We start from the raw sequence: 24,117 nt of genomic DNA on the forward strand, positions 1-24,117 counted from the left end.
GCACCTCGCAACCCCAAGGCACCGACCGCCTGATCCAACGACCCTCCTGGAGTCTCCTGACATGAACTTCCGCCTCCGCCCCCTGACCGATGCCATCCGCCACGGCCTGGGTGCCACCGGCACCGGCATCGGCCGCTTGGTCGGCAGCACCGGCCGCTTCCTCTTCGCCTCGCGCCGCGGGCTGGTGGCGGCCGGGCTGCTGGGCCTGGCGGGCTGGGCGGCCGTGACGCACCCGCCGCTGCGCACGGTGGCGCGCGGTGACATCGGCGTGCGCACCAACCAGTTCACCGGCAGCACCGCCGAGTTCCGCGAAGGCAGCGTGTTCGTGCTGCCGGGCTTCCACGAGCTGCGCACCTACCCGCTGCGCGACCAGGTCTACCGCCTGGTGCAAGGGCGCAAGGCCGACGGGGACGCGCCGTTCCAGTCGGTCGAGGGGCTGTCGCTGGGCGTGGACCTGAGCATCCGCTATGCGCTCGACCCCAGCCGCATCGCCGCGATGGCCGGCAAGCTGCCGGACGACATCCCTGGCGAAGTGGTGCAGCCCGCTGTGCAGGGCGTGGTCTACAAGGCCTTCACCCGCTACACCGTGCGCGAGATCTTCTCGAGCAAGCGCGCCGAGATCCAGCAGGCGGTGGAAGCCGAGCTGCGCACCAAGCTGGCGGTCGACGGCATCCTGCTGCGCAGCGTGCAGATGGGCCAGGTCGACCTGCCGGCCGACTACCGCCAGGGCATGGACAAGCTGCTCGCCGAGGAACTGGCCAGCGAGAAGATGCGCTACACGCTGGAGCTGAAGGAAAAACGCGTCAAGGAAACCGAGCTGGAGGCCCAGGCCGACAAGGTGCGCCGCGAGACCGCCGCCGCCGCGGCCGCCAACGAGCAGGTGATTGCCGCCCGCGCCCAGGAAGAGGCGATGAAGCATGTGCTGCCCTTCAAGCAGAAGCAGATCGAGCAGCGCCAGTTCGAGGCCGAGGCCGAGAAGGTCTCGCGCATCAAGTCGGCCGAGGCCAGTGCGCAGGCGCGCAAGATCGAGGCCGCCGGCGAGGCCGAGTCGCGCCAGAAGCTGGCCGATGCCGAGGCCTACCGGCTCGACCGTGTCGGCAAGATCGCCAGCGAGCAGATGGCCCGCGACGGCGCGCTGATCACGCGCCATCCGCTGCTGATCCAGAAGACGGTGGCCGACAAGCTGTCGGACAAGATCCAGGTCATCATCGCGCCGCCGTCGACCGACGGCCGCTTCATCGCTGCCGGCCTGATCGGAGGTGGTGGCCAGGCTGCGTCGTCGTCCGCCGTCGCCGACGCGGGGACGGAGCCGGTGCAGGAGGGCGAATGATGCTGGTCGCCACCCTGGCCTCGATGGCCATCGTCACCCAGGACCAGGCCCCGCTGCGCGCCGGCCCGCGCGACTCGGCCGCCCAGCAGGCGGTGCTGTGGCAGGGCGACACGCTGGAGATCCGCGGCGAGCGCATGGGCTACCTGCAGGTGTGGGACCACCGGCGCGAGCGGGCCGGCTATGTGCTGGCGTCGCAGGTGCGCACCACCTCGCTGAAGCCGGAGGAGGCGCCCGAGCTGCTGGCGGTGGTGCGCTTCCTGCGTGACACGCCCGGCGCCGAGGCGCTGGGCATCGGCTATACCGCCGCCTACCTGAAGGCGGTGCCGGCCGGCGCCATCACTGCCGAGCCCTTCGATGCGCTGGGCAGCATGGCCGAGCGGCTGGCGCGCAGGGCGTCCGCGCAACAGGGCAAGGCCGGTCAGACGGTCTCGGCGCACCTGGAGGTGGCGACGCACTACGGCGTCACCTTCAAGAGCTACGAGCAGGACGGCACGCTGCGGCTGTGCTACGACGGCGAGGCCTTCCGGCGCGTCATCGCCATGGCCGCCAATGCGGAGGTGCGGGCCCGTGCCGCGCTCGCGGTGACGCGCAACGATTGCATCGACCCGGCCTTGCCGCCGCTGGAGCGCCAGCAACTCGACGCCTGGCGGGCCGAGGTGCTGGACCGCATCGACACCGCCCAGTTCGCCCAGTTGAGCGAGCCGCTGAAGAACCGGCTGCGCCTGCGCCGCGCCGGCGTCTGGGCGGGCGTGGCTTTCCAGCAGGCACGCAAGGGCCAGCCCGCCGGCGCGAGTGCGGAGCGGGCGCTGGCCGAGCTGGCGGCGGTGAACAAGGCCGAGCTGAGCGATGCCGACGCGGTGGACTACAACGACGCGGCCATCCGCGTCGGCGCCTCGCGCTGGGCCGTGCAGGCGGCAGCTGCCCCGGTGGCTTCCGGGCCGCGGCTGTCGGTGCTGACCGAGGCCGGCCTGCCCGGGGAGACCTGCGTGCTGCTGACCGATGCCAGCCACGGGCCGAAGGCGCCGCTGGCCCGCCGCTGCACCTACGGCATGGTCTGGACCGCCTCGGCCAGCGCGCGGCCCGACGGCCGGGCGCTGGCGCTCGCGGTGCAGCCGCTGGAAGGCTGGCGCGAGCTGTGGGTGTTTCGCCAGGACGCGGGCGGCTGGAGCGTCAACGTCATGCCTCCGGCGGCCAGTGCGCCCGAGCTGGGGTATGTGGAATTCGCCGGCTGGGTGCCCGGCGGTGAGCAGCTGCTGATGGCCCGCGAGGCGCGCACCGAAGGCCGCTATAAGCGCAGCTTCGAGGTGGCCGAGCTGGCCACGCTGAACGTGCAGAAGCAGGCCAGCGCGCCCGGCCCGCTGGCGGCCTTTGGCAAGTGGCAGGACGCGGCCTGGAAGCGGCAGACGGTGATCCTGCGCTGATGGCCGGGGCGGGCCGACCCGGGTGGAGGGCTGTGGACAAGGCTGTGGGCAAGCAGTGGGTGGCCGGTGGATGGTGTGCTGCCCGGTGTTGTGGTGGCTGCCGGGGCGGCAGGCGCCGCCCCGGCAGCCGGTTCGCTGGGCCGGTTCGCTGGGCCGGTTCGCTGGGCCGGTTCGCTGGGCCGGTTCGCTGGGCCGGTTCGCTGGGCCGGTTCGCTGGGCCGGTTCGCTGGGCCGGTTCGCTGGGCCGGTTCGCTGGGCCGGTTCGCTGGGCCGGTTCGCTGGGCCGGTTCGCTGGGCCGGTTCGCTGGGCCGGTTCGCTGGGCCGGTTCGCTAAGCCGGTTCGCTAAGCCGGTTCACGGAGCCGGAGCCGTGACACCCCGGTGTCGCGGACCGCCCGCTGGCTCAGGACCGTGCCGCAAGTGCAGCGGCGGCGCGGCCGGCCGGCAGCAGGCGCGCAGGATCACCCAGCCGGCCATGGCCGCGGCCAGGTGCTTGAGCGGGTGGCCGGCCACCCAGCCATCGGTCAGCGCCGCGATGGCCGCATCGAAGTGCTCCAACGACTTGGCCAGCCCGTACCAGCCCACCACTGCGAGCGCCGGGAACCCGTGCCGCGGTCGGCAGACGGCCAGCACCGCCAGCAGCAACAGCCCGCCGCCCTGCATCACCAGGTAGGGCGTCAGGTTGCCGGTGGCCTGCCAGAAGGCGACGCTGGCGACGCCGTAGGCCAGCAGCGGTAGCAGCCCGGCCGCCGGCGGCACCGGGCGGTCGCCGTCCAGTGCCAGCGCGATGACGGCCGCAAAGGTCCACGTCATCGGCAGCCGGTCCCAGAACAGGCTCAGGTCGTCGGGCCGGGCGTGGTACCAGGCGCTGCCCAAGCCGGTGAGCGCGAGCGAGGCAGCCAGTGCCCAGGCCAGGCGCAGGCGCCGGGCGGGCACCTCGCCGGCAGGCAGCTGCCGCAGGTGCAGCACGCCGGCGCCCGCGGCCAGCAGGAAGGCCAGGTTGGACAGCACGTTCCACACGTCGTCCAGCGGTCCGGCCGCCACCGCAGCTGCGAAGTGGTGGTAGGCCTGCGGCTGCGCCACCGGCGGCAGCAAGCAGGCCAGCAGGAACAGCGCCGTGGCCGGTGCGGCGGCCTTCAGCCAGGCGGCCGGCTTGCGGGCCGGGCGAGGTGGGGTGCCGGCCGCCGTGGGCCGGGGCAGCCGCGCCATGGCGCGGCCAGCGGGTGTCGTCATCTTGGGTCTCCCTGCAAGCGTGGCGGCCGCCCGGGCCCTGCGGGCCGGGCCGGTGGACGCCGTCGCCGGGGATTCTTGCCGCGGCGGGCAGGAAAGCCGCGCCCGGATGTCCCCGGTGCCAGGGCGGTGCACCGCCGGTACCGCCGAGGGATACCTGGCGCCAGGAAGACAAGGACAGGACCCTGGTGCAGGACAGGGCGGCAAGCCGCCCCCGCCCCGTCAGAGGCGCTCGAGCACCCGCATGGAGTAGTCGACCGCCTTCACGTCCTTCGTGAGGCGGCCGATCGAGATGCGGTCCACGCCGGTCTCGGCGATCGCGCGCACCTGCTCGAGCTGCACGCTGCCCGACACCTCCAGCAGCGCCCGGCCCTGGTTGACGGCCACCGCCTCGCGCATCTGCGCGGGTGTGAAGTTGTCGAGCAGCACGCTGCGCGCGCCGGCCGCCAGTGCTTCCTGCAGCTGGGCGATGGTTTCGACCTCGACCTGGATGTCCACCCCCGAGTCCAGCGCCTGGGCGTTGCGCAGTGCCTGGGTCACGCCGCCGGCTGCGGCAATGTGGTTTTCCTTGATGAGGATGCCGTGGTAGAGCGCCAGCCGCTGGTTCTGGCCACCGCCGCAACGCACCGCGTATTTCTGCGCCAGCCGCAGGCCGGGCAGGGTCTTGCGGGTGTCGAGGATGGCGCAACCACGCGGGTTGGGGGAGGCACCGGCGATGGCGTCGACATGGCGGCGCGTCAGCGTCGCGGTGGCCGAAAGCAGCTGCAGGAAGTTCAGCGCCGGCCGCTCGGCCGACAGCAGCGCGCGGGCGTCGGACTCGATGTGGCAGACCAGCGTGTCGGCGTCCATCATCGCGCCTTCGGCATAGTGCCAGTCGATCCGGGCGCTGCTGTCCAGTGCCGTGACGCAGCCTTCGAACCAGTCGCGCCCGCACAGCACCGCCGCCTCGCGCACCAGCACCCGGGCCTTCACCCGCTGCCCGGCCGGCACCAGCAGGGCCGTCCAGTCCTGACGGCCGATGTCTTCCACCAGCGCGTCGCGGATGTTGCGCTGGCGCGCCTGCTCCAGGGTTTCGTTGAAATCGAACACGTTCTTCTTTTCCTGCACGAGTGACAAGGACCGGCGCTCAGGCCGCGCCGACGTTGGGCACGAAGCCCTGGGCCGGCTTGGCGATGCTGGCCGGGTTGCGGGCGACGAAGTCCAGCATGCGGTCGATGCAGCCGAGCGCCTGGCTGCGCACCGGCTCAGGCACCGAGATCTCGCCGCTGCCCTGCTCCAGGCAGGCCACCACGCCCTGCAGCGCGTTCATCGCCATCCATGGGCAGTGCGCGCAGCTCTTGCAGGTGGCGCTGTTGCCGGCGGTGGGCGCCTCGATCAGCGTCTTGCCCGGGGCCAGCTGGCGCATGCGGTGCAGGATGCCGTTGTCGGTGGCGACGATGAAGGTCTGCGCGTCGGAGTTGACCACCGCGTTGAGCAGCTGCGAGGTGGAGCCCACCACGTCGGCCTGCGCCACCACGCTGGACGGCGACTCCGGGTGCACCAGCACCCGGGCGCCGGGGTGGGCCTGCTTCAGCAGGTCGAGCTCCAGGCCCTTGAACTCGTCGTGCACGATGCAGGCCCCGTTCCACATCAGCATGTCGGCGCCGGTCTGCTCCTGGATGTAGCGGCCCAGGTGGCGGTCGGGGGCCCACAGCACCTTCTCACCCTGGTCCTTCAGGTGGCGCACGATGGCCAGCGCGCAGGAGCTGGTGACCATCCAGTCGGCGCGTGCCTTCACCGCCGCGCTGGTGTTGGCGTAGACCACCACCTTGCGGTCCGGGTGGGCGTCGCAGAAGGCGGCGAAGTCCTCCGCCGGGCAGCCCAGGTCGAGCGAGCAGGTGGCGTCGAGGTCGGGCATCAGCACCCGCTTGTGCGGCGACAGGATCTTGGCGCTCTCACCCATGAAGCGCACGCCGGCCACCACCAGTGTCTGGCTCGGATGGTCGCGGCCGAAGCGGGCCATCTCGAGCGAATCGGCCACGCAGCCGCCGGTCTCCAGCGCCAGGTCCTGCAGGTCGCCGTCCACGTAGTAATGGGCCACCAGCACCGCATCGTGCTGCTTCAGCAAGGCCTTGGCGCGCGCTTTCCAGTCGGTGCGCTGCTCGGGGGTGAGGGGTTCGGGCACCTTGGCCCAGGCATGGGCGGTGCAGCTCGCGCCGGACGAGTCCTGGCGCGTGTAGTCGAAGATCACTTGGTTCATGGCGCGAATTCCGGGCGCGAGCCCGTGCGGCGGCTATCGTGGGACCAGCCAATGGTAGCGGAGCGGCCACGATGGCGCCGGCGACCCGGGTTTGGCCCGCCATCGCGCCGCTGGCATCGTGCCGGGGCCGGCTCAGCCCAGCGACTTCTCCGCGTCCAGGATCTTGAAGCGGGCCAGCGCGAGGTTGGTGCGCTGCTTGTCCAGCACCGCCAGGAAGAACAGCTCGGGATGGGCCGAGACCGTCCGCAGCACCTGGTGGCGGCGGGCATGGGTGACGATGATCTCGTCGATCCGCTCGCCCGAACCCATGTCGCGCGCGGCGCGGCGGTGGGCCTTCATCACCTCGGTCTGGCTGGCGGCGGCCAGCTCCAGGTTCAGGCCCGCGGCTTCGTTGGCCAGCTCGCTGCCCAGCAGCAGGCCGCTGCTGGCATCCACCACGCAGCAGCCCAGCATGCCCTCCACCTGCAGCAGCTGCGCCAGTGCTCGGGCGATGCGGCCGCCGTCCGGCGTGGCCGGGCGCACCGCCGCGTCCACCTGCACGCCGGTCGCCGTGGCCTGGGACGGCGCCACCACCCGGCCGGTGGGCGGCAGGCCAAGGTCGGCCACCTTGATCGGAAACTCGGTCTCGCCCAGCGCACCGGGCGTTACCTTGTCCTCCCACTGTGCCTGCGACTTCACCTGGTTCCAGCTGCCCAGCACGCTGTTCCACAGGCCGGAGGCGCTGGTGAGTGGCTCGGTCGTCACCATCACGTTCAGGCGCTCCGGCCAGGCACTGGCCGCGATGCGCGGCGCGTACTGCGCTGCCGAGGCACACAGCAGGAACAGCAGGTGAGGGCAGCGCCAGTGCGCGCTGCGGGTGGCCTCCTGCAGCATGGACAGCATCTCGTCCAGGGCCGCGGCCGACACCGGCGTGAGCACCACTGCGGTGAGGTGGCTGCTCTCCATCAGCGCCACCGAGATGGCGCGGGCATCGCCGCCCGGCTCGCGCAGGTCGATGTGGTAGATCTTCAGGGGCTCGTCGAGGCGGCGGCGCAGTGCCGTGCGCTCGATCATGGCGATGGTGGCCAGCGTGTCCTGGTGGCGCAGCTGCAGCCGCTCGACCGGCTGGCCGGAAGCGTCGGACAGCGCCTTGATGACGCTGGACGCCCACATGCGACCGGGGTCGAACAGGGTGATCTGGCGGGTGGCGGCGCCCAGGTCGGCTCGGGTGGCCGAGAGGTGCTGGCGGATCGCTTCGGCCGGCGAGCCCACGACGAACAGGTCGCGGGTGTGCTTGTCGATGATCTGGCCACGGTCGTTGACCTCGGTGGCCGTGCTTTCGAGGATGGCGGTTGCGGCGAAATCGGCGCTGTGGGCGGCCCGCCGCGCCTCGCGCGGGTCGCTCGGGGCGCCCAGGTCGCCGAACAGGGAACTCAGCATGGTCGCATCCTCAGGTGGGGGGGCTGGTGAATCTGACGGACTATGGAGCACTTGACGTGCCTGCATCGGGCCGATGCGGCGCGCTGGCATTCGCCCGGCCCGGCCAGGTTCCCTGGCAGTGTAGGCAGGGCCGCGGTGCGGCCCATCCCCCAAAAGCGGGGTCGGCGGTTCCAGCGGTCGCCGCCAGGGGACCGAAGGTGGCCATGCGGTAGGGGCGCAGGCGGCCAAGCTGCAGCGGCCGCGGGTGAAGGGAGTGGGGGGCCGCCCCCTCAGGCCGCGGCTTCGGCGCTTTCGGCCTGGGCGCCGAAGAACCGGCTCGGCGGCATGCCGACCGAGCGCCGCACCATGGCCGTGAAGGCGCTCGGGCTGGCATAGCCGAGTTCGGCCGCAATGTGGCTCATCGGCAGCTTGCGCGCTGCCAGCGACAAGGCCTTGGCCAGCAGCACCTGCTGTCGCCAGGCCAGGAAGGTGGTGCCCAGCTCCTGCCGGAACAGCCGTGCCATGGTGCGCGGGCTGGCCCCGGCGTCGCGCGCCCAGCCGTCCAGGGTCTCATGCCGGGTGGGTTGCTGCAGCACCGCCTGGCACAGCGCGCGCAGGCGCTTGTCGTCCGGCAGGTCCACGCCCAGGCGCACCGCCTGGGCCCGGCGCAGTTCGTCCAGCACCAACGCGCCCAGGTGCTGCTCGCGCACCAGCACGGCCGGCTCGCAGCCGCCGCCCTGGTCGGGCCGGGTGTCGAGCTCCAGCACCAGCGCGCGCAACAGGGGCGACACGTCGAGCACCCGGCACTGGCGCCACTCGGCCTCGGACTTTGGGTCCACTTCCGGGCCGCAGCGGCCGGGCCGCTGGCGGATGTAGACGGTGCGCAGGTCGGCGTCCTCCAGCACGGTGACGGCATGCGCCACGCCAGACGGCACCCAGACGGCGCGCGTCGGCGGCACGATGTAGGTGCTGTCGGCCGTGCTCAGCCTCACCACGCCGGTGGCGGAGAAGGTCAGCTGGGCCCAGGGGTGGGTGTGGGTCGCCACCTCGGTGTCGGCCTGCATGCGATGCAGCTTGCCGCGCACCGGTCGCTCGGCGGTCGGCACATAGAGGTGCGGCGTGAGGGCCGGGACCTGTTCGAGCACCCGGCTGCGGCGCGGGCGGGAGGCGGGTGGCGGCTTTGGCATCTTCTCGACAGAGTTTGTCTTTCTATCGTAATCGAGCCGGACAACGAATGCCTACCATGAGGACGAACTACTTCTGATCGACATGACCTCTGCCCACACATCGAGCGTTCCGCTACGGCAGGACGCGCGCACCATCGGCCTGATCGGCCTGGCCCACGGGACCTCGCACTTCTTCCACCTGCTGCTGCCGCCGCTGTTTCCCTGGTTCATCAGCGAGTTCGGCGTGACTTGGCTGCAGCTGGGCATGCTGAGCAGCGTGTTTTTCGTCATTTCCGGCGTCGGGCAGGCGCTGGCGGGTTTCCTGGTGGACCGGGTCGGCGCCCGGCCGGTGCTGTTCGGCGCGCTGAGCTGCTTCGTGGCGGCCGCACTGGCGGCGGCCTCGGCCCAGGGCTACACGGGCCTGGTGCTGGCATCGGCCCTGGCCGGCCTGGGCAACGCGCCTTTCCATCCGGCCGACTTCACCATCCTGAACAAGCGCGTCTCGGCGGCGCGGCTGGGCCATGCCTTCTCGGTGCATGGCATCACCGGCAACCTGGGCTGGGCCATGGCGCCGCTGTTCCTGGTGGGCCTGACCAAGTTCAGCGAGGCGCACTCCTGGCGCCTGGCCTGCGTGTGCGCGGCCGGCGTGGCGGCCCTGGTGCTGGCTGTGCTGGTCTGGCAGCGCGACGCGATCGACGACCGCCAGGGCAGCTGGGGCCATGAGACGCGCAAGGCCTCCGCAGCGGCGCAGGCCGAGCATCCGCTGGCCTTCCTGGCACTGCCTTCGGTGTGGCTCTGCTTCTCCTTCTTCTTCTGGTCGACCTGCGCGATGAGCGCGGTGCAGAACTTCGCCAGCCCGGTGCTGCAGCAGCTCTACGGCCTGCCGGCGGAGCTGACGTCGATGGTGGTGACGGGCTACATGCTGTGCGGCGCGGCCGGCATGGTGGCCGGTGGCTTCCTGGTGGCCCGGGTGCAGCGACTGGAGCTGACCATCAGCGTCACCTTGCTGGGCGGGGCGGTCTTGCTGGCGCTGGCCGGCTCCGGGCTGCCGGGCGGCATGGCCGCGATGGTGATTGCCTGCCTGGCGGGCCTCGGCACCGGCCTGGCCGGGCCGTCGCGCGACATGCTGATCAAGCGTGCCGCACCGCCGGGGGCGACTGGCCGGGTCTACGGCACCGTGTATTCCGGCCTCGACCTGGGCTTCGCGGTGGCCGCGCCGGTGTTCGGCGCGATGCTGGACCGTGGCCTGCTGTCGTCGGTGTTCTACGGCGCGGGGGCCGCGCTGGCGCTCAGCGTGCTGTCGGCGGCGGCGGTGGGGCAGCGGCAGCGCGCGCAGGCGAGGAGGGTGATGGCACAGGCCGCCTGAGCCGCGTCGCAGGACGGCGGGCGGACCCTGGCGCCTGGCCGCGAGACGCACCGGCCGCAGCCGGGCCGCCCGAGGTGCGCACACCCCCGCCGGCCGGGCCGCCCGCAGCGGCTGTTGCCGGGGGGCCTGATTCCGGCGCCGCTTTCTGGCATAGTGGGCGCACTTCGAGTTCGCGCCTGCATTGCGCCCCACGCCATGAAAGCCCTCAAGTCCGACCGAGCCCGCCTGCTGCTGCAGGACCCCGATGCGAGCGGTCAGCTGATGTCCTTCCTGCTCTCACAGGGCGCCCGCCCGGCAGGGCAGCATCGGACATCAGCACCGGTCATCACCGTGAAGGCGAAGGACGGACGGTCCTTCCAGGTGCAGCCGGAAGTCGTCCCCAAGGCAGCCTGACCGGCCGCGCCGCCAGCACGTGAACATTGCGCTCCCCGCGGTCATTGTTTTCTTGCTGGTTCTTCCCGGTTTCCTGGTCCGGGTCCGCTTCAAACGGGTCGAGCGCACCGTGCTCGATGCCTCGCCCTTCGGCCGGGTCGCCACCGAGGCGACCATCCTGGCCACCCTGCTGCACATCGTCTGGATCACGCTGGCCGCGCTGTGCTTCGACCAGCACTTCCAGCTCAGCCTGCTGCTCGACCTGATCGGCTCCCACCCCGAGGCGCAGCGCGAGGCCAGCCACCGGCTCGGTGCGCAGTCGGGCTGGCTGGCCGCCTACTTCGTTTCGCTGTACCTCTCGTCGTGGCTGCTGCCGCCATTGGCGCGGCGCGCGGTCAGCGCGCGGCGCTGGGACCGCTGGGGCACCCGGCTCGGTGCGGTGCTGCGCTTCAACGAGGCGCCCTGGTACTACCTGCTGAGCGGCGCCGACTTCCCGGCCGACGCGGTGCCCGACCTGATCCTGGTGTCGGCGGTGGTGGACATCGGCCGCGAGTCCTGGGTCTACGTGGGCGTGCTGGACGACTATTTCATGACGCCCGCCGGTGACCTCGACCGCCTGGTGCTGCAGAGCGTGCGCCGGCGGCGGCTGGCCGCCGACCGCGGCGAGGGCGAGAGCGACGACGGCACCGAGCGCTTCTACCCGATCGACGGTGACTACCTGGTGCTGCGCTACACCGAGTCCACCACGCTCAACGTGAAATACGTCCGGCTGCCGCCGCCACAAGCGGCGGTGCCGCCCTTCGATGTCCCCTTGGCCGCAGCCACCCCCGCGGCCGCACCGCAGGAGACCGCATGACCCAGAACCAGTCGCGCCCAGCCGGCCACGCCCTTGTCGAAGCCTTGCTGGCGCAAGGCGTGGACACTGCCTTCGGCGTGCCCGGCGAGAGCTTCCTGGCCGTGCTCGACGGCTTCTACGAGCACCGCGAACGCATCCGCTTCGTCGCCTGCCGCCAGGAGGGCGGCGCGGCCTTCATGGCCGAGGCCCAGGGCAAGCTCAGTGGCCGGCCGGGCATCTGCTTCGTCACCCGCGGGCCGGGTGCCACCAACGCGAGCATCGGCCTGCACACCGCCTTCCAGGATTCCACGCCGATGATCCTGTTCGTCGGCCAGGTCGGCTCGGACATGCGTGACCGCGAGGCCTTCCAGGAGGTGGATTACCGCGCGATGTTCGGCCCCAGCACCGGCGCTTTCGCCAAGTGGGTGGCCGAGGTCGACCGCCCGGAGCGCCTGCCCGAATACGTCGCGCGGGCTTTCCATGTCGCCATGCAGGGCCGGCCGGGACCGGTGGTGCTGGCGCTGCCGGAGGACATGCTGACGACGCCGATCGAGGTGCCGGTGCTGCCGCGCGTGGAGCCGGCGCTGGCCTGGCCCGCGCCGGGTGCGCTGCGGCAGCTGCGCGGCCTGCTGCTGGAGGCCGAGCGGCCCTTCGTCATTGCCGGTGGCAGCGGCTGGGATGCCGAGGCCTGCAAGGCACTGCAGCGCTTCGCCGAGAACTGGCAGCTGCCGGTGGGCTGCGCCTTCCGCTTCCAGGACCTGTTCGACAACCGGCACCCGCAGTACGCGGGCGATGTGGGCATCGGCATCAACCCGCGGCTGGCGCAGCGCATCCGCGATGCCGACCTGGTCATAGCCATCGGCGCCCGGCTCGGCGAGATGACCACCGGTGGCTACACCCTCATCGAGGCACCGCGGCCGCGCCAGAAGCTGGTCCACCTTCACGCGGGTGCCGAGGAGCTGGGCCGCGTCTATGCGGCCGACCTGCTGCTGCAGGCCTCGATGGCCTGCGCCGCCAAGGCGCTGGAGACGCTCGCGGCGCCGCCCAGCGTGGCGTGGGCCGGATGGACCGCGGCAGCGCAGGCCGACTACCAGGCCAACCTGGAACCCACCCCGGCCGCCGGGCCACTCGACCTGGCCGAGGTGGTCAAGACCATGCAGCGCGTGCTGCGCGAGAGCGGCCGGGAGGACGCCATCTTCACCAACGGCGCCGGCAACTACTCCGGCTGGCTGCACCGCTACTACCAATATCCCGCCCTGGCCGCGGGCGGACGCAGCCAGCTCGCGCCGACCTCCGGCGCCATGGGCTACGGCGTGCCGGCGGCCGTTGCCGCCAGCCTGCTGCAGCCGCAGCGCACGGTGATCAACATCGCCGGCGACGGCGACTTCCTGATGACGGGGCAGGAACTCGCCACCGCCACCGGCTACGGCGCGCGTCCCATCGTCGTGGTGGTCGACAACGGCACCTACGGCACCATCCGCATGCACCAGGAGCGCGAGTACCCGGGGCGCGTGTCGGGCAGCGACCTGTTCAACCCCGACTTTGCGCTGCTGGCCCGTGCCTATGGCTGGTCGTCCACGCTGGTGGCGCAGACGGCGGAGTTCGAGCCGGCGTTCCGGCAGGCGCTGGATGGCCCGCTGCCGACGCTGCTGCACCTGAAGCTCGATGCCGAGATCAGCACCAGCCGCGCCACGCTCAGCGGCATCCGCGCAGCGGCGCTGGCCCGGCAGGCGGGGCGGTGAGGCGCACGGGCCGGCGATGGCAGGCCCGCACAGGAGGCGCCCGCAGGCGCCCGGCAGGAACACAGTGCCGCCGGTGGGCGGCCGTGCAGATGCAACGGAGGTCTGGCAATGAATGTGGCCATCGTGCTCGAACTGCTGCTCGCGGCGACGCTGGTCGCCTGGGGCGCCTGGCTGGCCGGCACTCGCTTGCCGATGGTGTGGCTGGCACGCCGCGCGGCAGCCTGGCAACGCGCTCCGGCCACGCTGCGGCTCACCAGCCTGCAAGCGGCGCGCAGCCGCAGCGCGAGCTTTCGGGTGCTGGTGCGCTACAGCTACGAGGTGGCGGGCGCGGCGATCGAAGGCGAGCGCATCCACCATTGCTACTCGCCCTCGGGCCGCCGGCTGCTGCACAAGGGCATCTTCAACCGGCTGCAATCGGGCTCGGTCATCGCGGTGCATTTCGATCCGCACCGGCCGGCCGAATCGACCATCCTGGCCGGCGTGAACCGCGACTGCCTGCTCTACGCGCTGGCCGGCCTGCCACTGCTCCTGCTCGGCCTGCTGCTGGCCCTGCATGGCGTGCTGCTGGGGGCCGACGTGGAGGTGCCGGACTGGCTGGAGGTCCTGGGAGTGCTGCTGGCCTCGGCTTGTGCCACCTTGGCGGCGCTGGGGGTGCGCGCCCACGACCGTTTGCTGGAAGACGTGGCCAAGGTGCTCTAGCCGAAGCCGGCCAGCGCCGGCCCGCCAGGCTGCAGGCGCTCAGCGCTGGCCCGGGCGGTGCGCACGGGCCGGCTGCGGCTCAGGCCAGGTGGTGCCCCAGGCGCCGCACCTTGCGCCGGCGCACGCGCGAGAAATGCGCGCTCAGGGCCAGCGCCGTCAGGATGCCGCCCGCCCACATCGGCAGCAGGTCGGTCGACTGCCCGGCCCGCGGTGGCTCGCTGGCCTGCCACAGCACCCAGGCCAGCAGGAAATTGGCCACCGCCCACAGCACGTTGACCAGCGGCCGCGAGTCGCCCACGGCCGGCGGGTGGCCGAAAGGGGTGGGGAAGCGCCGGCCGCTCAAGCCGTTGACGAAGTGCGGCAGCCCGTTGACTGCCAGGGCCGCGACGAAAAAGTGCGCGAGGTGATCGAGCCAGTCCATCGCTTGCCTCCTGCTGCCTGCATCTGGCAGAGAGGCTGCAAGCCTTGTGCCCGCGCCGGGCGCGCTCAGGCCATCAAGGCATCATGCAGGGCCGGGCCGTGCAGGGCCGCCTCGGTGGCATCGGCCAGCCGCTCCAGGCTGTGTTCGCGCAGTGCGTCGAGGTCGAGCGGCTGGCGCTGCTGCAGGCCGGCCCAGGCCAGCAGCGCGTCGAGCGCCTCGGGGGTGTCGAACAGGCCGTGCACATAGGTGGCGAGGATCTGGCCGCCCGGATCGGCCACGCCGTCGCTGCGGCCGTCGTCCAGCTGCACCGCTGGATGGGCGAGGGCCGCACCCTCGCTGACACCGGCATGGATCTCGTAGCCCCGCACTGCTGCACCACTGCCACACAGATGGCCGCTCACGCGGCGCAGCTGCTTGTCGCCGGCCAGCGTGGTTTCCAGCGCCAGCAGGCCGAGGCCCGGGAGCGAGCCGGCCGGCCCCTCGATGCCCTGTGGGTCGTGCAGCCAGCGGCCCAGCATCTGCATGCCGCCGCACAGGCCCACCAGCTTGCCGCCATAGCGCAGGTGGCGCTGCAGCGCCTGGTCCCAGCCGCGGGCGCGCAGCTCGCGCAGGTCGGACTGCACGCTCTTGCTGCCGGGCAGCACCACCAGGTCGGCCGCCGGCAGCGGCTGGCCGGGGCCGGCCAGCACCAGCTCGACCTGCGGATGCAGGCGCAGTGCATCGAGGTCGGTGTGGTTCGAGATGCGCGGCAGCACCGGCACCACCACCTTCAGCCGCCCGGCCGCATGGCCGGGCTGTGGCTCGCGGGGGAGGGCGTCTTCCGCGTCCAGCGCCAGGCCCTGCAGGTAGGGCAGCACGCCCAGCACCGGCTTGCCGGTGCGGGCCTGCAGCCAGTCGAGGCCGGGTTGCAGCAGCCGCAGGTCGCCACGGAAGCGGTTGATCACGAAACCACGGATGCGCGCCTGCTCGCTGGCGCTCAGGCAGGCCAGCGTGCCCAGCAGGTGGGCGAACACGCCGCCACGGTCGATGTCGGCCACCAGGATCACCGGGCAGTCGACCGCCTCGGCGAAGCCCATGTTGGCGATGTCGCGCTCGCGCAGGTTGACTTCCGCGGGGCTGCCGGCGCCTTCCACCAGCACCACCTCGTGGGCGTCGCGCAGGCGCTGGTGGCTCTGCAGCACGTAGGGCATGGCGAGCGGCTTGTACTCGTGGTAGGCCAGTGCGTCGGCATTGAAGCGCGCCCGGCCCTGGATGATGACCTGCGCACCGGTGTCGCTGTTGGGCTTGAGCAGCACCGGGTTCATGTCGGTGTGCGGTGCCAGCCCGCAGGCCTGCGCCTGCAGCGCCTGGGCCCGGCCGATCTCGCCGCCGTCTTCCGTCACCGCGGAGTTGAGCGCCATGTTCTGCGGCTTGAACGGCGCCACGCGGCGGCCGTGGCGCCGGAAGATGCGCCCGAGCGCCGCCACCAGGGTGGACTTGCCGGCGTCGCTGGTGCAGCCCTGCACCATCAAGCTGCCGCTGAAGCGGGTGTAGAAATCGTTCTTTCGTGACGAGGAGGGCATGGCCGCCATTATGATTTGCGGCTGCATGGCGCCCTCCCTGGAGCAGGCGCTTCTTTTTTGTCCGATCCCGCCGCGGCTTGCGGCGACGCGGCGCATGAACCTCGATCTGCTGACCCTCCTCACCGACCGCGAATGGGCCTGGGCGCTGCTGCTGGGCGTGGCGGCCGACGTGTTGCTGGGCGAGCCCACGCGCTGGCATCCGCTGGTCGGCTTCGGCCGGGCGGCGGCCTGGCTGGAGCAGCGGCTCAACCGCGGCCGCCGCTGGCAGGGCCTGCTGGGCTGGCTGCTGCTGCTGGTCGGTATCGCGGCCGCCTACGGCGCGGCCCGCCATGCGCTGCCCGCGGCGGCGCGCTGGATGGCCGACGGCCTGGCGCTGTACTTCGCGCTCGGCGCACGAAGCCTGCAGGAGCATGTGTGGCCGGTGCGCCAGGCCTTGCTGCGGGGCGACCTGGCGGCGGCGCGTGGCGCGGTGCAGCGCATCGTCACGCGCGACTGCAGCGGGCTGGGCGCCGCTGCGGTGGCCGGTGCGGCCATCGAATCCACGCTGGAGAACGGCAACGACGCAGTGTTCGGCACCTTGTTCTGGTTTGCCGTTGGCGGCGGCCTGGGCGCCCTGTTGTTCCGGCTGGCCAACACGCTGGATGCCATGTGGGGCTACCGGACCGAGCGCTACCTGCACTACGGCTGGGCCGCGGCGCGGCTGGACGATCTCCTCAACTGGCTGCCGGCCCGCCTGACCGCGCTGAGCTATGCCGGGCTGGGCTACACCCGCCTGGCCCTGTGGTGCTGGCGCCACCAGGCCCCGCTGTGGGACAGCCCGAACGCCGGGCCGGTGATGGCCGCCGGCGCCGGTGCGCTGGGACTCAAGCTGGGCGGTGCGGCGCACTACCACGGCCGGCTCGAGCAGCGCCCGGTGCTTGGCGCCGGCCGCCTGCCGGAGGGCGGCGATGTGGGCCGGGCACTCGCGCTGGTGGCCAGCGCGCTGTTGCTGTGGCTGGTGGTGCTGACCGTGCTGCATGTCGGACTGACACGATGATCCTTCCCCCCCATGCCGCCACCGCGGCTTCCCCCTGGCCGCAGGTGCCGCACGGTGCCGACCTGGCCCGCGCCCGCCGGCTGTATGACGCACCGGCGGCCGGCTGGCTCGACCTGTCCACCGGCATCAACCCGCGGCCCTGGCCCGCGGCCGAGGCCGCGGCGCGCCTGGGCGCCGCTGTCTGGCGCGACCTGCCGACGCCGGATGCCGAGGTGCTGGCCGCCTTCGAAGCGCACTACGGTGCAGGGGCCTGGCCGGTGCCCGGTTCGCAGGCGGTGATCCAGGCCTTGCCGCGGGTCTGGCGCCGCCTGCACGGCAGCGCGCGCTGCCGGGTGCTGGCGCCGGGCTATGGCGAGCATGCCGCCCGCTGGGCGCTCGAAGGCCATGCCGTGACCTTGTGCGAAGGCCATGAGCTGGGCGAGGGCGAAGCCGACGTGCGGGTGCTGGCCTCCCCGAACAACCCCACCGGCGAGCGCTTCGATCTGCCGCAGCTGCAGGCGCTGGCGGCGCGCTGCCGGCTGCTGGTGGTGGACGAGGCCTTCCTCGATGCCGAGGCGGCGGCGGCCAGCCTCGCCTGCCTGGCACTGCCCAACACGCTGGTGCTGCGTTCGCTGGGCAAGTTCTATGGCCTGGCTGGGCTGCGGGTTGGCGCGGTGCTGGCCGCGCCACACTGGCTCGACGCCCTGCGGGCCGAGATGGGCCCCTGGTCCGTCAACGGGCCGGGGCTGCAGCTGGCGGTGGCGGCCCTGCGCGATACCGGCTGGCAGCAGGACGCCCGCCGCTGGCTGGCTGCCGCGTCGCTGCAGCTGGCCGGCCTGCTCGAGGCGCATGGCCTGCATCCCACCGGCAGCGCGCTGTTCTGCACCGTTCGCACCCCGCGGGCGCGCGCGCTGCACGAAGGCCTGGCGCAGCGGGGCATCTGGACCCGTCTGTTCGACCTGCAGCAGCCGCGGCCTTACCAGGCGATGCGCATCGGCCTGCCCGCCGACGAGGCGGGCTTCGAGCGCCTGGAGGAGGCGCTGGCTGCCCTGAGGAAAGAGATCGATCCATGCGAATGAACCTGCCCCGGCTGGCCGGGCTGTTGTGCGCCCTTGTGCTGGCCGCCGCGGCGACGGCCGCGCCGGTGAGCGTGGAGGATGACCACGGCCACACCGTGGCGCTGCCGGCACCGGCTCGCCGCGTGATCAGCGTCGCCCCGCATGCCACCGAGCTGGTCTTTGCCGCTGGCGGCGGCGCGCGCCTGGTGGGGGTGGTGGCCTACAGCGACTACCCGGAGGCGGCCCGTGCCATCCGGCAGATCGGCAACAACAAGGCGCTGGACCTGGAGGCCATTGCCGCGCTGAAGCCCGACCTGATCGTGGTCTGGCGGCACGGCAATGCACAGCGCCAGCTCGACAAGCTGCGCGAGCTGGGCGTGCCGATGTACCAGAGCGAGCCGCGCCGCCTGGAGGGGATCGCCACCTCCATCGAGCGGCTCGGCCGGCTGCTGGGCAGCGAGGACACGGCGCGTGCCGAGGCGGCCCGTTTCCGCGCCCGCTTGCAGCTCCTGCGGGAGCAGCATGCCGGCCGGGCCCCGGTGCGCACCTTCTACCAGGTGTGGCGCAACCCGCTGATGACCTTGAACGACCAGCACATGGTGAGCGACGTGATCCGCCTGTGCGGCGGCGTCAACGTGTTCGGCTCGCTGGACCAGCTGGTGCCCACCCTGGCCGACGAAGCGGTGCTGCAGGCCGACCCGGAAGTCATCCTCGGCGCTGCCATGGGGGCCACCCGCAGCGAGGCAGCCGCAGTCGGCCTGGACAGCTGGAAGCGCTTCGGCCGGCTGCAGGCGGTGGCGCGGCAGAACCTGGTGGCCATCGACGGCGACCTCATCAACCGGCCGACCCCGCGCATCCTGCTGGGCGCCGAGCAGCTCTGCGCGGCACTCGAGGCGGCGCGGCGCAAGCGGCCGCGCTGAGGCCGGCGGCCCGCCAGCCGGCAGCTAGTGCCACTGCCGCGGCGCCAGGCGCATCTGCAGCCCGACCGGCCGCATCGCGAAGGCCATCTGCTCGCGCGGCGGCAAGCCGTCGGCGGTGCCCACTTCCGCCAGCTCGAAGTTGCGCGCCAGCATACCCAGCAGCATGCGCATCTCCAGCATCGCCAGGTAGCGGCCGGGGCACAGCCGCGGCCCGGCGCCGAAGGGCATCGACAGCCGCTTGGGCGAAGCGCCGGCCGCTGGCGGATCGCTGGCCAGCCAGCGCTCGGGCCGGAAGTCGCTGCCGTGCTCCAGCTGCCGCTCGTCCACCGCGCCCATGCGCGTGAGGCAGAAGAGCAGCGTGCCGCGCGGCAGCAGCAGGTCGCCCAGGCGGGTGTCCTCGCAGGCTTCCAGCTCGTTCAGCGGGGCCACCGGATGCAGGCGCATCGCCTCGTTCACGCAGGCTTCGGCCCATGGCAGCGCCGCGGCGTCCTCGATGCGGCCGGGCAGGGTCGCCGGCGCCAGCACGCTGTCGGCTTCCTCCACCAGGCGCTGCCAGGCCGCAGGGTGGGTGTGCAGCAGGTAGAGCGTCCAGGCCAGCGAGTTGGCGGTGGTGTCCTCGCCGGCCAGCAGCATGGTGAACACGTTGCCGGCAACCTCGTCCTCCGGCATGGGGCGTCCCTCATCGTCGCGAGCCAGCAGCAGGGCTTCCAGCAGGTCGGCCGGTTCCGTGGCAGCGCCGCCGCGCGCCTCCAGCCGGTGGCGGGCTGCGTCCATCAGCTGGCGCACGACGCGGTGCACGCCGTCGATGTGGCGATCGAACTCGCGGTCGCGTGGCAGCCGCAGCACGCGCCAGTAGGCCAGTGGGCTGTTGAGGCGGCGGAAGATGGTGGGGAAGACCTGGTCCAGGTGCGCATGCAGCTCGCTGTGCTGCTGCTCGATGGTGTTCATGTCGACACCGAAGGCCAGGCCGGCGGTCACGTCCACCGTGTAGCGCATCAGCTCGGCCTGCAGGTCGAAGCGGCGCCCTTCGCGGGCCGCCTGCATCCAGTGCTGCTGCAGCCGCCCGGTGACACGCTGCAGCGCCGGGAAGAAGCGGCGCAGGTGGCCCGGGTCCAGCGCGGCCATGACGATGCGGCGCTGCCGCCGCCAGGCTTGGCCTTCCGCCGAGAAGACACCGCGGATGCGGGCCTCGTGCAGCACCTTCTCCAGGCTGCTGAGCCGTCGCCACGTCTGGGGCCTGGCCCGCAGCGCCTGCAGGATGGCGTCGGTCTCGGACACCACCACCGCGTCGCGCCGGCCGAACTGCAGCCGGTAGGCCGGGCCGTAGGTGCGGGCCCAGTCCTCCAGCTGCAGGTGCAGCCGGGGCAGGTCGAACTGCAGCAGGTGGCCGAACAGCGTCGAGGGGCGCGGGCCGGGCAGCTCGGCCGGCCGGCGCGCGGCGCCGGAGCGAACGGAAACGGTCTGGGGCAATGCCATGGCAGGTCCTCCGAAGTGCAAGCTGCAGTATCGGCAGCCGCTGTGCGGCGGAACAGTGTTTGGCAGCGCCGGCCGCAGGTGCCGGCATCACCCTGGCGCCGTTCAGGGGCCGAGGAAGAGCTGGGCCGCCGCGGCCGGGCAGGAGCTGTAGTAGCCGTGGAAGAAGGAGGCGGTGAGCGAGCCGACCTGGTAGACCGCCTCCGGCCCGCCGTAGCGCCGCGGCTGCGTCAGTGCGGCCGGCGCCACGCCGGGCTGCACTTCGAGGCGGCCGTAGTGGAAGACATGGCCGCGCAGCTCGCCATGATCGGTGCGCCAGCTGTGCAGGCCGATGCCGGCCAGGCGGCTGCCCATGACCGCGGTGGCCGGCAGCAGGCCGGCCATGCGGTGCTCGCGGCCTTCGCCGTCGCGCAGCGTGTCGGCGCACACCATCATGCCGCCGCACTCGGCCACGATGGGGCGCCGCTCGGCATGGTGCTGCCGCAGGCTGTCGAAGAAGCGATGGCAGCCGCTGAGGGCCGGAGCATGCAGCTCGGGATAGCCCCCTGGCAGGTAGACGGCGTCGGTGCCTTCGGGCACCGGCTCGTCGGCCAGCGGCGAGAAGGCTTGCACCCGGGCACCGAGCGTCGCCAGCAGGTGCAGGTTGGCTTCATAGCAGAACGAGAAGGCCGCGTCGCGCGCCACCGCCACCTGGCGGCCGGCCAGCAGGCCGGCCGGCGGCCTCGGTGCGGCCGGCGGCTGGGGCGGGCAGCGCCAGGCCGGCAGGCTGCGCAGCAGGCCCAGGTCGAGGTGCAGCCCGGCATCCAGGCCGGCCCAGATCTGCGGCAGGCCGCTGGCCAGCTCGCGCGCCTGCACCAGGCCCAAATGGCGTTCGGGCAGCGGCTGCTGGCAGCGCTGCAGGTGGCCGGCCCACTGCAGGGGCGGCGGCAGGCTCTCGCGCAGCATGCGCGCATGGTTGGGGCTGGCGACCCGGTTGGCCACCACGCCGGCCCAGCTCAGGGTGCGGCCGCGGCCGTATTCGTGCAGGCCCAGGGCCAGGGCGCCGAAGGTCTCGGCCATCGAGCCGGCGTCGATCAGCGTCAGCACCGGCACCGCGAAGGCGGCGGCCAGGTCGGCGGGGCTGGGGTCGCCGTCGTAGAGGCCCATGGCGCCTTCGATCAGCAGCCAGTCGGCCTCGGCGGCTGCCGCGTCGAGCAGGCGGGCGCTTTCGGCGGCCCCCACCATCCACAGGTCGAGGTTGTGCACCGGCGCGCCGGTGGCCGCAGCGAGAAAGCCGGGGTCGATGAAGTCCGGCCCGATCTTGAAGCCGCGCACCCGCTCACCGCCGGCCACCAGCCGGCGCGCCAGCGCGCAGGTGAAGGAGGTCTTGCCCTGGCCCGAAGCCGGCCCGGCAATGAGCAGTGCCCTGGTGCCACCCGCCATCGCGCTACAGCTCCACGCCGGGCTGCGCCCGGATGCCCTGCGCGAAGGCGTGCTTCACGACGTTCATCTCGGTGACCGTGTGGGCCACCTCCACCAGCTCGGGCGGCGCGCCGCGCCCGGTGATGACGACGTGCTGCATCTCCGGCCGGCCCAGCAGGTCGTCGATCACCTGCTGCACATCGAGGTAGCGGTACTTCAGCGCGATGTTCAGCTCGTCCAGCACCACCAGGCCCAGGGCCGGGTCCTGCAGCATGCCGGCCGCGATCGACCAGGCCTCGCGGGCCTTGGCGGCATCGCGCTCGCGGTCCTGCGTGTTCCAGGTGTAGCCCTCGCCCATCACGTGCAGGCGCACCTCCTCGGGAAAGCGGCGGAAGAAATGCTCCTCGCCGCTTGGCATGGCGCCCTTGATGAACTGCACGATGCCGACCTTCATGCCATGCCCGAGCGATCTCGCCACCATGCCGAAGGCGCTCGAACTCTTGCCCTTGCCGTTGCCGGTGGTGATGACGATCAGGCCGCAGTCGCGCTGCGCGGCGCCGATCTTTGCATCGACCACTTCCTTCTTGCGTTGCATGCGGCGGCGGTGGCGCTCGGCCAGGGCCTCGTCTTCCGGTGTGTCCATGCTCATGTGTCCTTTATTCTTGCGCTGGCAAGTAATAGGTGTGGCTGTCGAGAATGACAGGCTTCATCCGGCAGCCATAGGCCTGTGCCAGGTGCGCCTCGGTCAGCACCTCGGCCAGCGGGCCGGCCGCCCAGCGGGGCGGGCCGGTGCGTGCGGGCAGGCACAGCAGCGCATGCGTGCAGCAGCGCTGCGCCAGGTTCACGTCGTGCAGCGACATCAGCACCGCCCGCTCGTCCAGTGTGGCGAGCAAGCCGGTGAGGCCGAGCTGGTGGGCCACGTCGAGGTGGGCGGTGGGCTCGTCGAGCAGCAGCACCGGCGTCTCCTGCGCGAGCGCGGCGGCCAGCGCGACACGCTGGCGCTCGCCGCCGGAGAGGCTGCGCACATCCTGCTCGGCCAGGTGGCCCACGTCGCAGCTGGCCAGGCAGCGGCGGGCGATGGCCAGGTCGCCGGGTGCCAGCCAGCCCATGCGTCCGGCATAGGGCTGGCGGCCGGCCAGCACCACGTCGAGTGCGCTCATCGCGAACACGTCATGGTGGTGCTGCGGGCACCAGGCGCGCAGCCGGGCGAGCGTGCGGGTGGGCAGGGCGGCCAGCGGCCGGCCTTCGTAGCGCACCTCGCCGGCCGCCGCCGGCAGCAGGCCGGCCAGCGTGCGCAGCAAGGTGGTCTTCCCACAGCCGTTCAAGCCCAGCAGGGCCCAGCGCTCGCCACGCCGCACCTGCCAGTCGAGCCGGTCCACCAGGCGCCGGCGGCCGGCCTCCACCACCAGGCCGGCGGTGCACAGCACCGCCGGGCCGGCAGCGGGACGCATCTCCTCGCTCATGGCCGGCCTCCGCGGTGCAGCAGCAGCCACAGGAAGGCCGGCACGCCGATCAGCGCGGTGAGCACGCCCACCGGCAGCTGCATCGGCGCCACCACACTGCGGGCCAGCGTGTCGGCCAGCACCAGGAAGCCACCACCGCCCAGCGCGCAGGCTGGCAGCAGCAGGCGCTGGTCGTTGCCGAGCCAGAGCCGCAGCGCATGCGGCACCACCATGCCGACGAAGCCGATGCTGCCGGCCACCGTGATGGCCAGGCCGGCCGCCAGCGAGGCCAGCACCACCACCAGCGCGCGCACGCGGCGCACCTCCACGCCGAGCGACGCGGCCTGGGCATCGCCGAGCAGCATCAGGTTGAGGTCACGCGCGACCAGCAGCGCCAGTCCGAGCAGCAGGGCGGCGCCGGCCAGCGGCAGGCCGTAGCGGTCGGCGCCATTGAGGTCGCCGAGCAGCCAGAAGACCATGCTGCGCAGCTGCTGCTCCGGCGCCACCGAGAGGATGAAGGAGACGATCGCCGCGAACCCCGCGCTCAGGATCACGCCCACCAGCAGCAGGTGCACGCCGGCTTCGGTGCTGTCGGCCTGCCGGCGAAAGGCCCGGGCGCCGAGCAGGAAGACCGCGCCGGTGGCCACCAGCGCGCCGGCCGAGGCACCGGCGCTCACGAGCCACCAGCCGAGGCCTGCCCACAGTGCCGTCAGCGCGCCCACCGCTGCGCCGCTCGACACACCCAGCACGTACGGATCGGCCAGCGGGTTGCGCAGCAAGGCCTGCAGCAGCGCGCCGGACAGCGAGAGCAGGGCACCACAGGCCAGGGCGCACAGGGCGCGCGGCAGGCGCAGCTGCAGCACGATGTCGCCATCGATTCCTTGCGCCTGGCCCGCCAGGGCGGCCAGCACCGCGCCGGGCGACAGCGCCTGGCTGCCCACGGCGACGGCCAGCAGCAGGCTGGCGCCGGCGGCCAGGCCGAGCATCAGGAAGACCAGGGGCGGCCGTGTCGCTCGCATGTTGCCGGC

22 protein-coding genes are annotated in these 24,117 nt (G+C 72.6%); 10 read left to right on the forward strand and 12 right to left on the reverse strand.

The annotated features are described in order from the left end of the window. Positions 1-61 precede the first annotated feature (61 nt). Positions 62-1,330 carry an SPFH domain-containing protein gene (locus N7L95_RS01545; protein WP_301258064.1) on the forward strand — a complete coding sequence of 423 codons (1,269 nt, stop codon included), beginning with the start codon at positions 62-64 and terminating at the stop codon, positions 1,328-1,330. After that, positions 1,327-2,751: an SH3 domain-containing protein gene (locus tag N7L95_RS01550; RefSeq protein WP_301258065.1), complete on the forward strand. Its 1,425-nt coding sequence runs from the start codon at positions 1,327-1,329 to the stop codon at positions 2,749-2,751. Before N7L95_RS01545 ends, N7L95_RS01550 begins: the two co-directional genes overlap by 4 nt. A gap of 353 nt (positions 2,752-3,104) precedes the next feature. On the opposite strand, the gene N7L95_RS01555 is transcribed toward N7L95_RS01550, so the two are convergent. The 5 genes from N7L95_RS01555 to N7L95_RS01575 all read right to left on the reverse strand — a co-directional run bounded on the left by N7L95_RS01555 (position 3,105) and on the right by N7L95_RS01575 (position 8,804). Then, positions 3,105-3,983, reverse strand: coding sequence for a hypothetical protein (locus N7L95_RS01555; RefSeq protein WP_301258066.1), 879 nt, complete (start codon positions 3,981-3,983; stop codon positions 3,105-3,107). Positions 3,984-4,202: 219 nt separating this feature from the next. Continuing rightward, positions 4,203-5,069 carry a carboxylating nicotinate-nucleotide diphosphorylase gene (nadC, locus tag N7L95_RS01560; protein ID WP_301260235.1) on the reverse strand — a complete coding sequence of 289 codons (867 nt, stop codon included), beginning with the start codon at positions 5,067-5,069 and terminating at the stop codon, positions 4,203-4,205. 37 nt (positions 5,070-5,106) lie between these two features. Beyond that, positions 5,107-6,219 carry a quinolinate synthase NadA gene (gene nadA / locus N7L95_RS01565; RefSeq protein WP_301258067.1) on the reverse strand — a complete coding sequence of 371 codons (1,113 nt, stop codon included), beginning with the start codon at positions 6,217-6,219 and terminating at the stop codon, positions 5,107-5,109. Positions 6,220-6,351: 132 nt separating this feature from the next. After that, positions 6,352-7,638, reverse strand: a complete 1,287-nt coding sequence (locus N7L95_RS01570) for a roadblock/LC7 domain-containing protein (RefSeq protein ID WP_301258068.1) — start codon at positions 7,636-7,638, stop codon at positions 6,352-6,354. A gap of 269 nt (positions 7,639-7,907) precedes the next feature. Next, positions 7,908-8,804, reverse strand: coding sequence for an AraC family transcriptional regulator (locus N7L95_RS01575; protein WP_301258069.1), 897 nt, complete (start codon positions 8,802-8,804; stop codon positions 7,908-7,910). An 82-nt stretch (positions 8,805-8,886) separates the two neighbouring features. Here N7L95_RS01575 and N7L95_RS01580 point away from each other — a divergent pair, with 82 nt between their 5' ends. From N7L95_RS01580 to N7L95_RS01600, 5 genes are all read left to right on the forward strand, one after another. Further along, a complete protein-coding gene (locus N7L95_RS01580) occupies positions 8,887-10,149 on the forward strand; it encodes an MFS transporter (RefSeq protein ID WP_301258070.1) in 1,263 nt (420 codons plus the stop codon). Positions 10,150-10,344: 195 nt separating this feature from the next. Further along, positions 10,345-10,542, forward strand: coding sequence for a hypothetical protein (locus tag N7L95_RS01585; RefSeq protein WP_301258071.1), 198 nt, complete (start codon positions 10,345-10,347; stop codon positions 10,540-10,542). A 52-nt stretch (positions 10,543-10,594) separates the two neighbouring features. Then, the gene (locus N7L95_RS01590; protein ID WP_301258072.1) at positions 10,595-11,377 is read left to right on the forward strand and encodes a hypothetical protein; all 783 of its coding nucleotides are present in this window, start codon (positions 10,595-10,597) and stop codon (positions 11,375-11,377) included. After that, positions 11,374-13,098: a thiamine pyrophosphate-binding protein gene (locus tag N7L95_RS01595; RefSeq protein ID WP_301258073.1), complete on the forward strand. Its 1,725-nt coding sequence runs from the start codon at positions 11,374-11,376 to the stop codon at positions 13,096-13,098. The genes N7L95_RS01590 and N7L95_RS01595 overlap by 4 nt, the downstream gene beginning before the upstream one ends. A gap of 108 nt (positions 13,099-13,206) precedes the next feature. Then, complete coding sequence (locus N7L95_RS01600) at positions 13,207-13,797, forward strand: DUF3592 domain-containing protein (protein ID WP_301258074.1); 591 nt, start codon at positions 13,207-13,209, stop codon at positions 13,795-13,797. 79 nt (positions 13,798-13,876) lie between these two features. Here the strand turns inward: N7L95_RS01600 and N7L95_RS01605 are convergent, their stop codons facing one another. After that, complete coding sequence (locus N7L95_RS01605; protein WP_301258075.1) at positions 13,877-14,218, reverse strand: hypothetical protein; 342 nt, start codon at positions 14,216-14,218, stop codon at positions 13,877-13,879. A 65-nt stretch (positions 14,219-14,283) separates the two neighbouring features. Continuing rightward, positions 14,284-15,780, reverse strand: a complete 1,497-nt coding sequence (locus N7L95_RS01610; protein ID WP_301258076.1) for a cobyric acid synthase — start codon at positions 15,778-15,780, stop codon at positions 14,284-14,286. A gap of 94 nt (positions 15,781-15,874) precedes the next feature. Between N7L95_RS01610 and cbiB the strand changes: the two genes are divergently transcribed. Genes cbiB through N7L95_RS01625 form a run of 3 tightly spaced genes read left to right on the forward strand, consistent with a single transcriptional unit; the run spans position 15,875 to position 18,773 of the window. Then, the gene (gene cbiB, locus N7L95_RS01615) at positions 15,875-16,816 is read left to right on the forward strand and encodes an adenosylcobinamide-phosphate synthase CbiB (protein WP_301258077.1); all 942 of its coding nucleotides are present in this window, start codon (positions 15,875-15,877) and stop codon (positions 16,814-16,816) included. Beyond that, on the forward strand, positions 16,813-17,874 hold the full coding sequence (locus N7L95_RS01620) for a threonine-phosphate decarboxylase (protein ID WP_301258078.1): 1,062 nt from the start codon (positions 16,813-16,815) through the stop codon (positions 17,872-17,874). The genes cbiB and N7L95_RS01620 overlap by 4 nt, the downstream gene beginning before the upstream one ends. Then, entirely contained in the window at positions 17,865-18,773 is a 909-nt protein-coding gene (locus tag N7L95_RS01625; RefSeq protein WP_301258079.1) for a cobalamin-binding protein, read from the forward strand. Before N7L95_RS01620 ends, N7L95_RS01625 begins: the two co-directional genes overlap by 10 nt. A 24-nt stretch (positions 18,774-18,797) precedes the next feature. Here N7L95_RS01625 and N7L95_RS01630 read toward each other — a convergent pair whose 3' ends face one another. The 5 genes from N7L95_RS01630 to N7L95_RS01650 all read right to left on the reverse strand — a co-directional run bounded on the left by N7L95_RS01630 (position 18,798) and on the right by N7L95_RS01650 (position 24,108). Continuing rightward, positions 18,798-20,249, reverse strand: coding sequence for a cytochrome P450 (locus N7L95_RS01630; RefSeq protein WP_301258080.1), 1,452 nt, complete (start codon positions 20,247-20,249; stop codon positions 18,798-18,800). A 102-nt stretch (positions 20,250-20,351) separates the two neighbouring features. Beyond that, positions 20,352-21,668 (reverse strand): cobyrinic acid a,c-diamide synthase CobB, encoded by a 1,317-nt coding sequence (locus N7L95_RS01635; RefSeq protein ID WP_301258081.1) that lies wholly within the window; start codon positions 21,666-21,668, stop codon positions 20,352-20,354. A gap of 4 nt (positions 21,669-21,672) precedes the next feature. Beyond that, positions 21,673-22,296, reverse strand: coding sequence for a cob(I)yrinic acid a,c-diamide adenosyltransferase (gene cobO, locus N7L95_RS01640; protein ID WP_301258082.1), 624 nt, complete (start codon positions 22,294-22,296; stop codon positions 21,673-21,675). A 7-nt stretch (positions 22,297-22,303) separates the two neighbouring features. Beyond that, positions 22,304-23,110, reverse strand: coding sequence for an ABC transporter ATP-binding protein (locus tag N7L95_RS01645; protein WP_301258083.1), 807 nt, complete (start codon positions 23,108-23,110; stop codon positions 22,304-22,306). After that, the gene (locus tag N7L95_RS01650) at positions 23,107-24,108 is read right to left on the reverse strand and encodes a FecCD family ABC transporter permease (protein WP_301258084.1); all 1,002 of its coding nucleotides are present in this window, start codon (positions 24,106-24,108) and stop codon (positions 23,107-23,109) included. The genes N7L95_RS01645 and N7L95_RS01650 overlap by 4 nt, the downstream gene beginning before the upstream one ends. Positions 24,109-24,117: the final 9 nt, after the last annotated feature.

Origin of the sequence: Eleftheria terrae (assembly GCF_030419005.1) — a bacterium.
GTDB classification, from domain to species: domain Bacteria; phylum Pseudomonadota; class Gammaproteobacteria; order Burkholderiales; family Burkholderiaceae_C; genus Caldimonas; species Caldimonas terrae.

Bases quoted from the DNA above. Each gene is read 5' to 3' on its own strand.
- N7L95_RS01545 (WP_301258064.1), top strand. From the start codon at position 62: ATGAACTTCCGCCTCCGCCCCCTGACCGATGCCATCCGCCACGGCCTG.
- N7L95_RS01550 (WP_301258065.1), top strand. From the start codon at position 1,327: ATGATGCTGGTCGCCACCCTGGCCTCGATGGCCATCGTCACCCAGGAC.
- N7L95_RS01555 (WP_301258066.1), bottom strand. From the start codon at position 3,983: ATGACGACACCCGCTGGCCGCGCCATGGCGCGGCTGCCCCGGCCCACG.
- nadA (WP_301258067.1), bottom strand. From the start codon at position 6,219: ATGAACCAAGTGATCTTCGACTACACGCGCCAGGACTCGTCCGGCGCG.
- N7L95_RS01570 (WP_301258068.1), bottom strand. From the start codon at position 7,638: ATGCTGAGTTCCCTGTTCGGCGACCTGGGCGCCCCGAGCGACCCGCGC.
- N7L95_RS01575 (WP_301258069.1), bottom strand. From the start codon at position 8,804: ATGCCAAAGCCGCCACCCGCCTCCCGCCCGCGCCGCAGCCGGGTGCTC.
- N7L95_RS01580 (WP_301258070.1), top strand. From the start codon at position 8,887: ATGACCTCTGCCCACACATCGAGCGTTCCGCTACGGCAGGACGCGCGC.
- N7L95_RS01585 (WP_301258071.1), top strand. From the start codon at position 10,345: ATGAAAGCCCTCAAGTCCGACCGAGCCCGCCTGCTGCTGCAGGACCCC.
- N7L95_RS01595 (WP_301258073.1), top strand. From the start codon at position 11,374: ATGACCCAGAACCAGTCGCGCCCAGCCGGCCACGCCCTTGTCGAAGCC.
- N7L95_RS01600 (WP_301258074.1), top strand. From the start codon at position 13,207: ATGAATGTGGCCATCGTGCTCGAACTGCTGCTCGCGGCGACGCTGGTC.
- N7L95_RS01605 (WP_301258075.1), bottom strand. From the start codon at position 14,218: ATGGACTGGCTCGATCACCTCGCGCACTTTTTCGTCGCGGCCCTGGCA.
- N7L95_RS01610 (WP_301258076.1), bottom strand. From the start codon at position 15,780: ATGCCCTCCTCGTCACGAAAGAACGATTTCTACACCCGCTTCAGCGGC.
- cbiB (WP_301258077.1), top strand. From the start codon at position 15,875: ATGAACCTCGATCTGCTGACCCTCCTCACCGACCGCGAATGGGCCTGG.
- N7L95_RS01620 (WP_301258078.1), top strand. From the start codon at position 16,813: ATGATCCTTCCCCCCCATGCCGCCACCGCGGCTTCCCCCTGGCCGCAG.
- N7L95_RS01625 (WP_301258079.1), top strand. From the start codon at position 17,865: ATGCGAATGAACCTGCCCCGGCTGGCCGGGCTGTTGTGCGCCCTTGTG.
- N7L95_RS01630 (WP_301258080.1), bottom strand. From the start codon at position 20,249: ATGGCATTGCCCCAGACCGTTTCCGTTCGCTCCGGCGCCGCGCGCCGG.
- N7L95_RS01635 (WP_301258081.1), bottom strand. From the start codon at position 21,668: ATGGCGGGTGGCACCAGGGCACTGCTCATTGCCGGGCCGGCTTCGGGC.
- cobO (WP_301258082.1), bottom strand. From the start codon at position 22,296: ATGAGCATGGACACACCGGAAGACGAGGCCCTGGCCGAGCGCCACCGC.
- N7L95_RS01645 (WP_301258083.1), bottom strand. From the start codon at position 23,110: ATGAGCGAGGAGATGCGTCCCGCTGCCGGCCCGGCGGTGCTGTGCACC.
- N7L95_RS01650 (WP_301258084.1), bottom strand. From the start codon at position 24,108: ATGCGAGCGACACGGCCGCCCCTGGTCTTCCTGATGCTCGGCCTGGCC.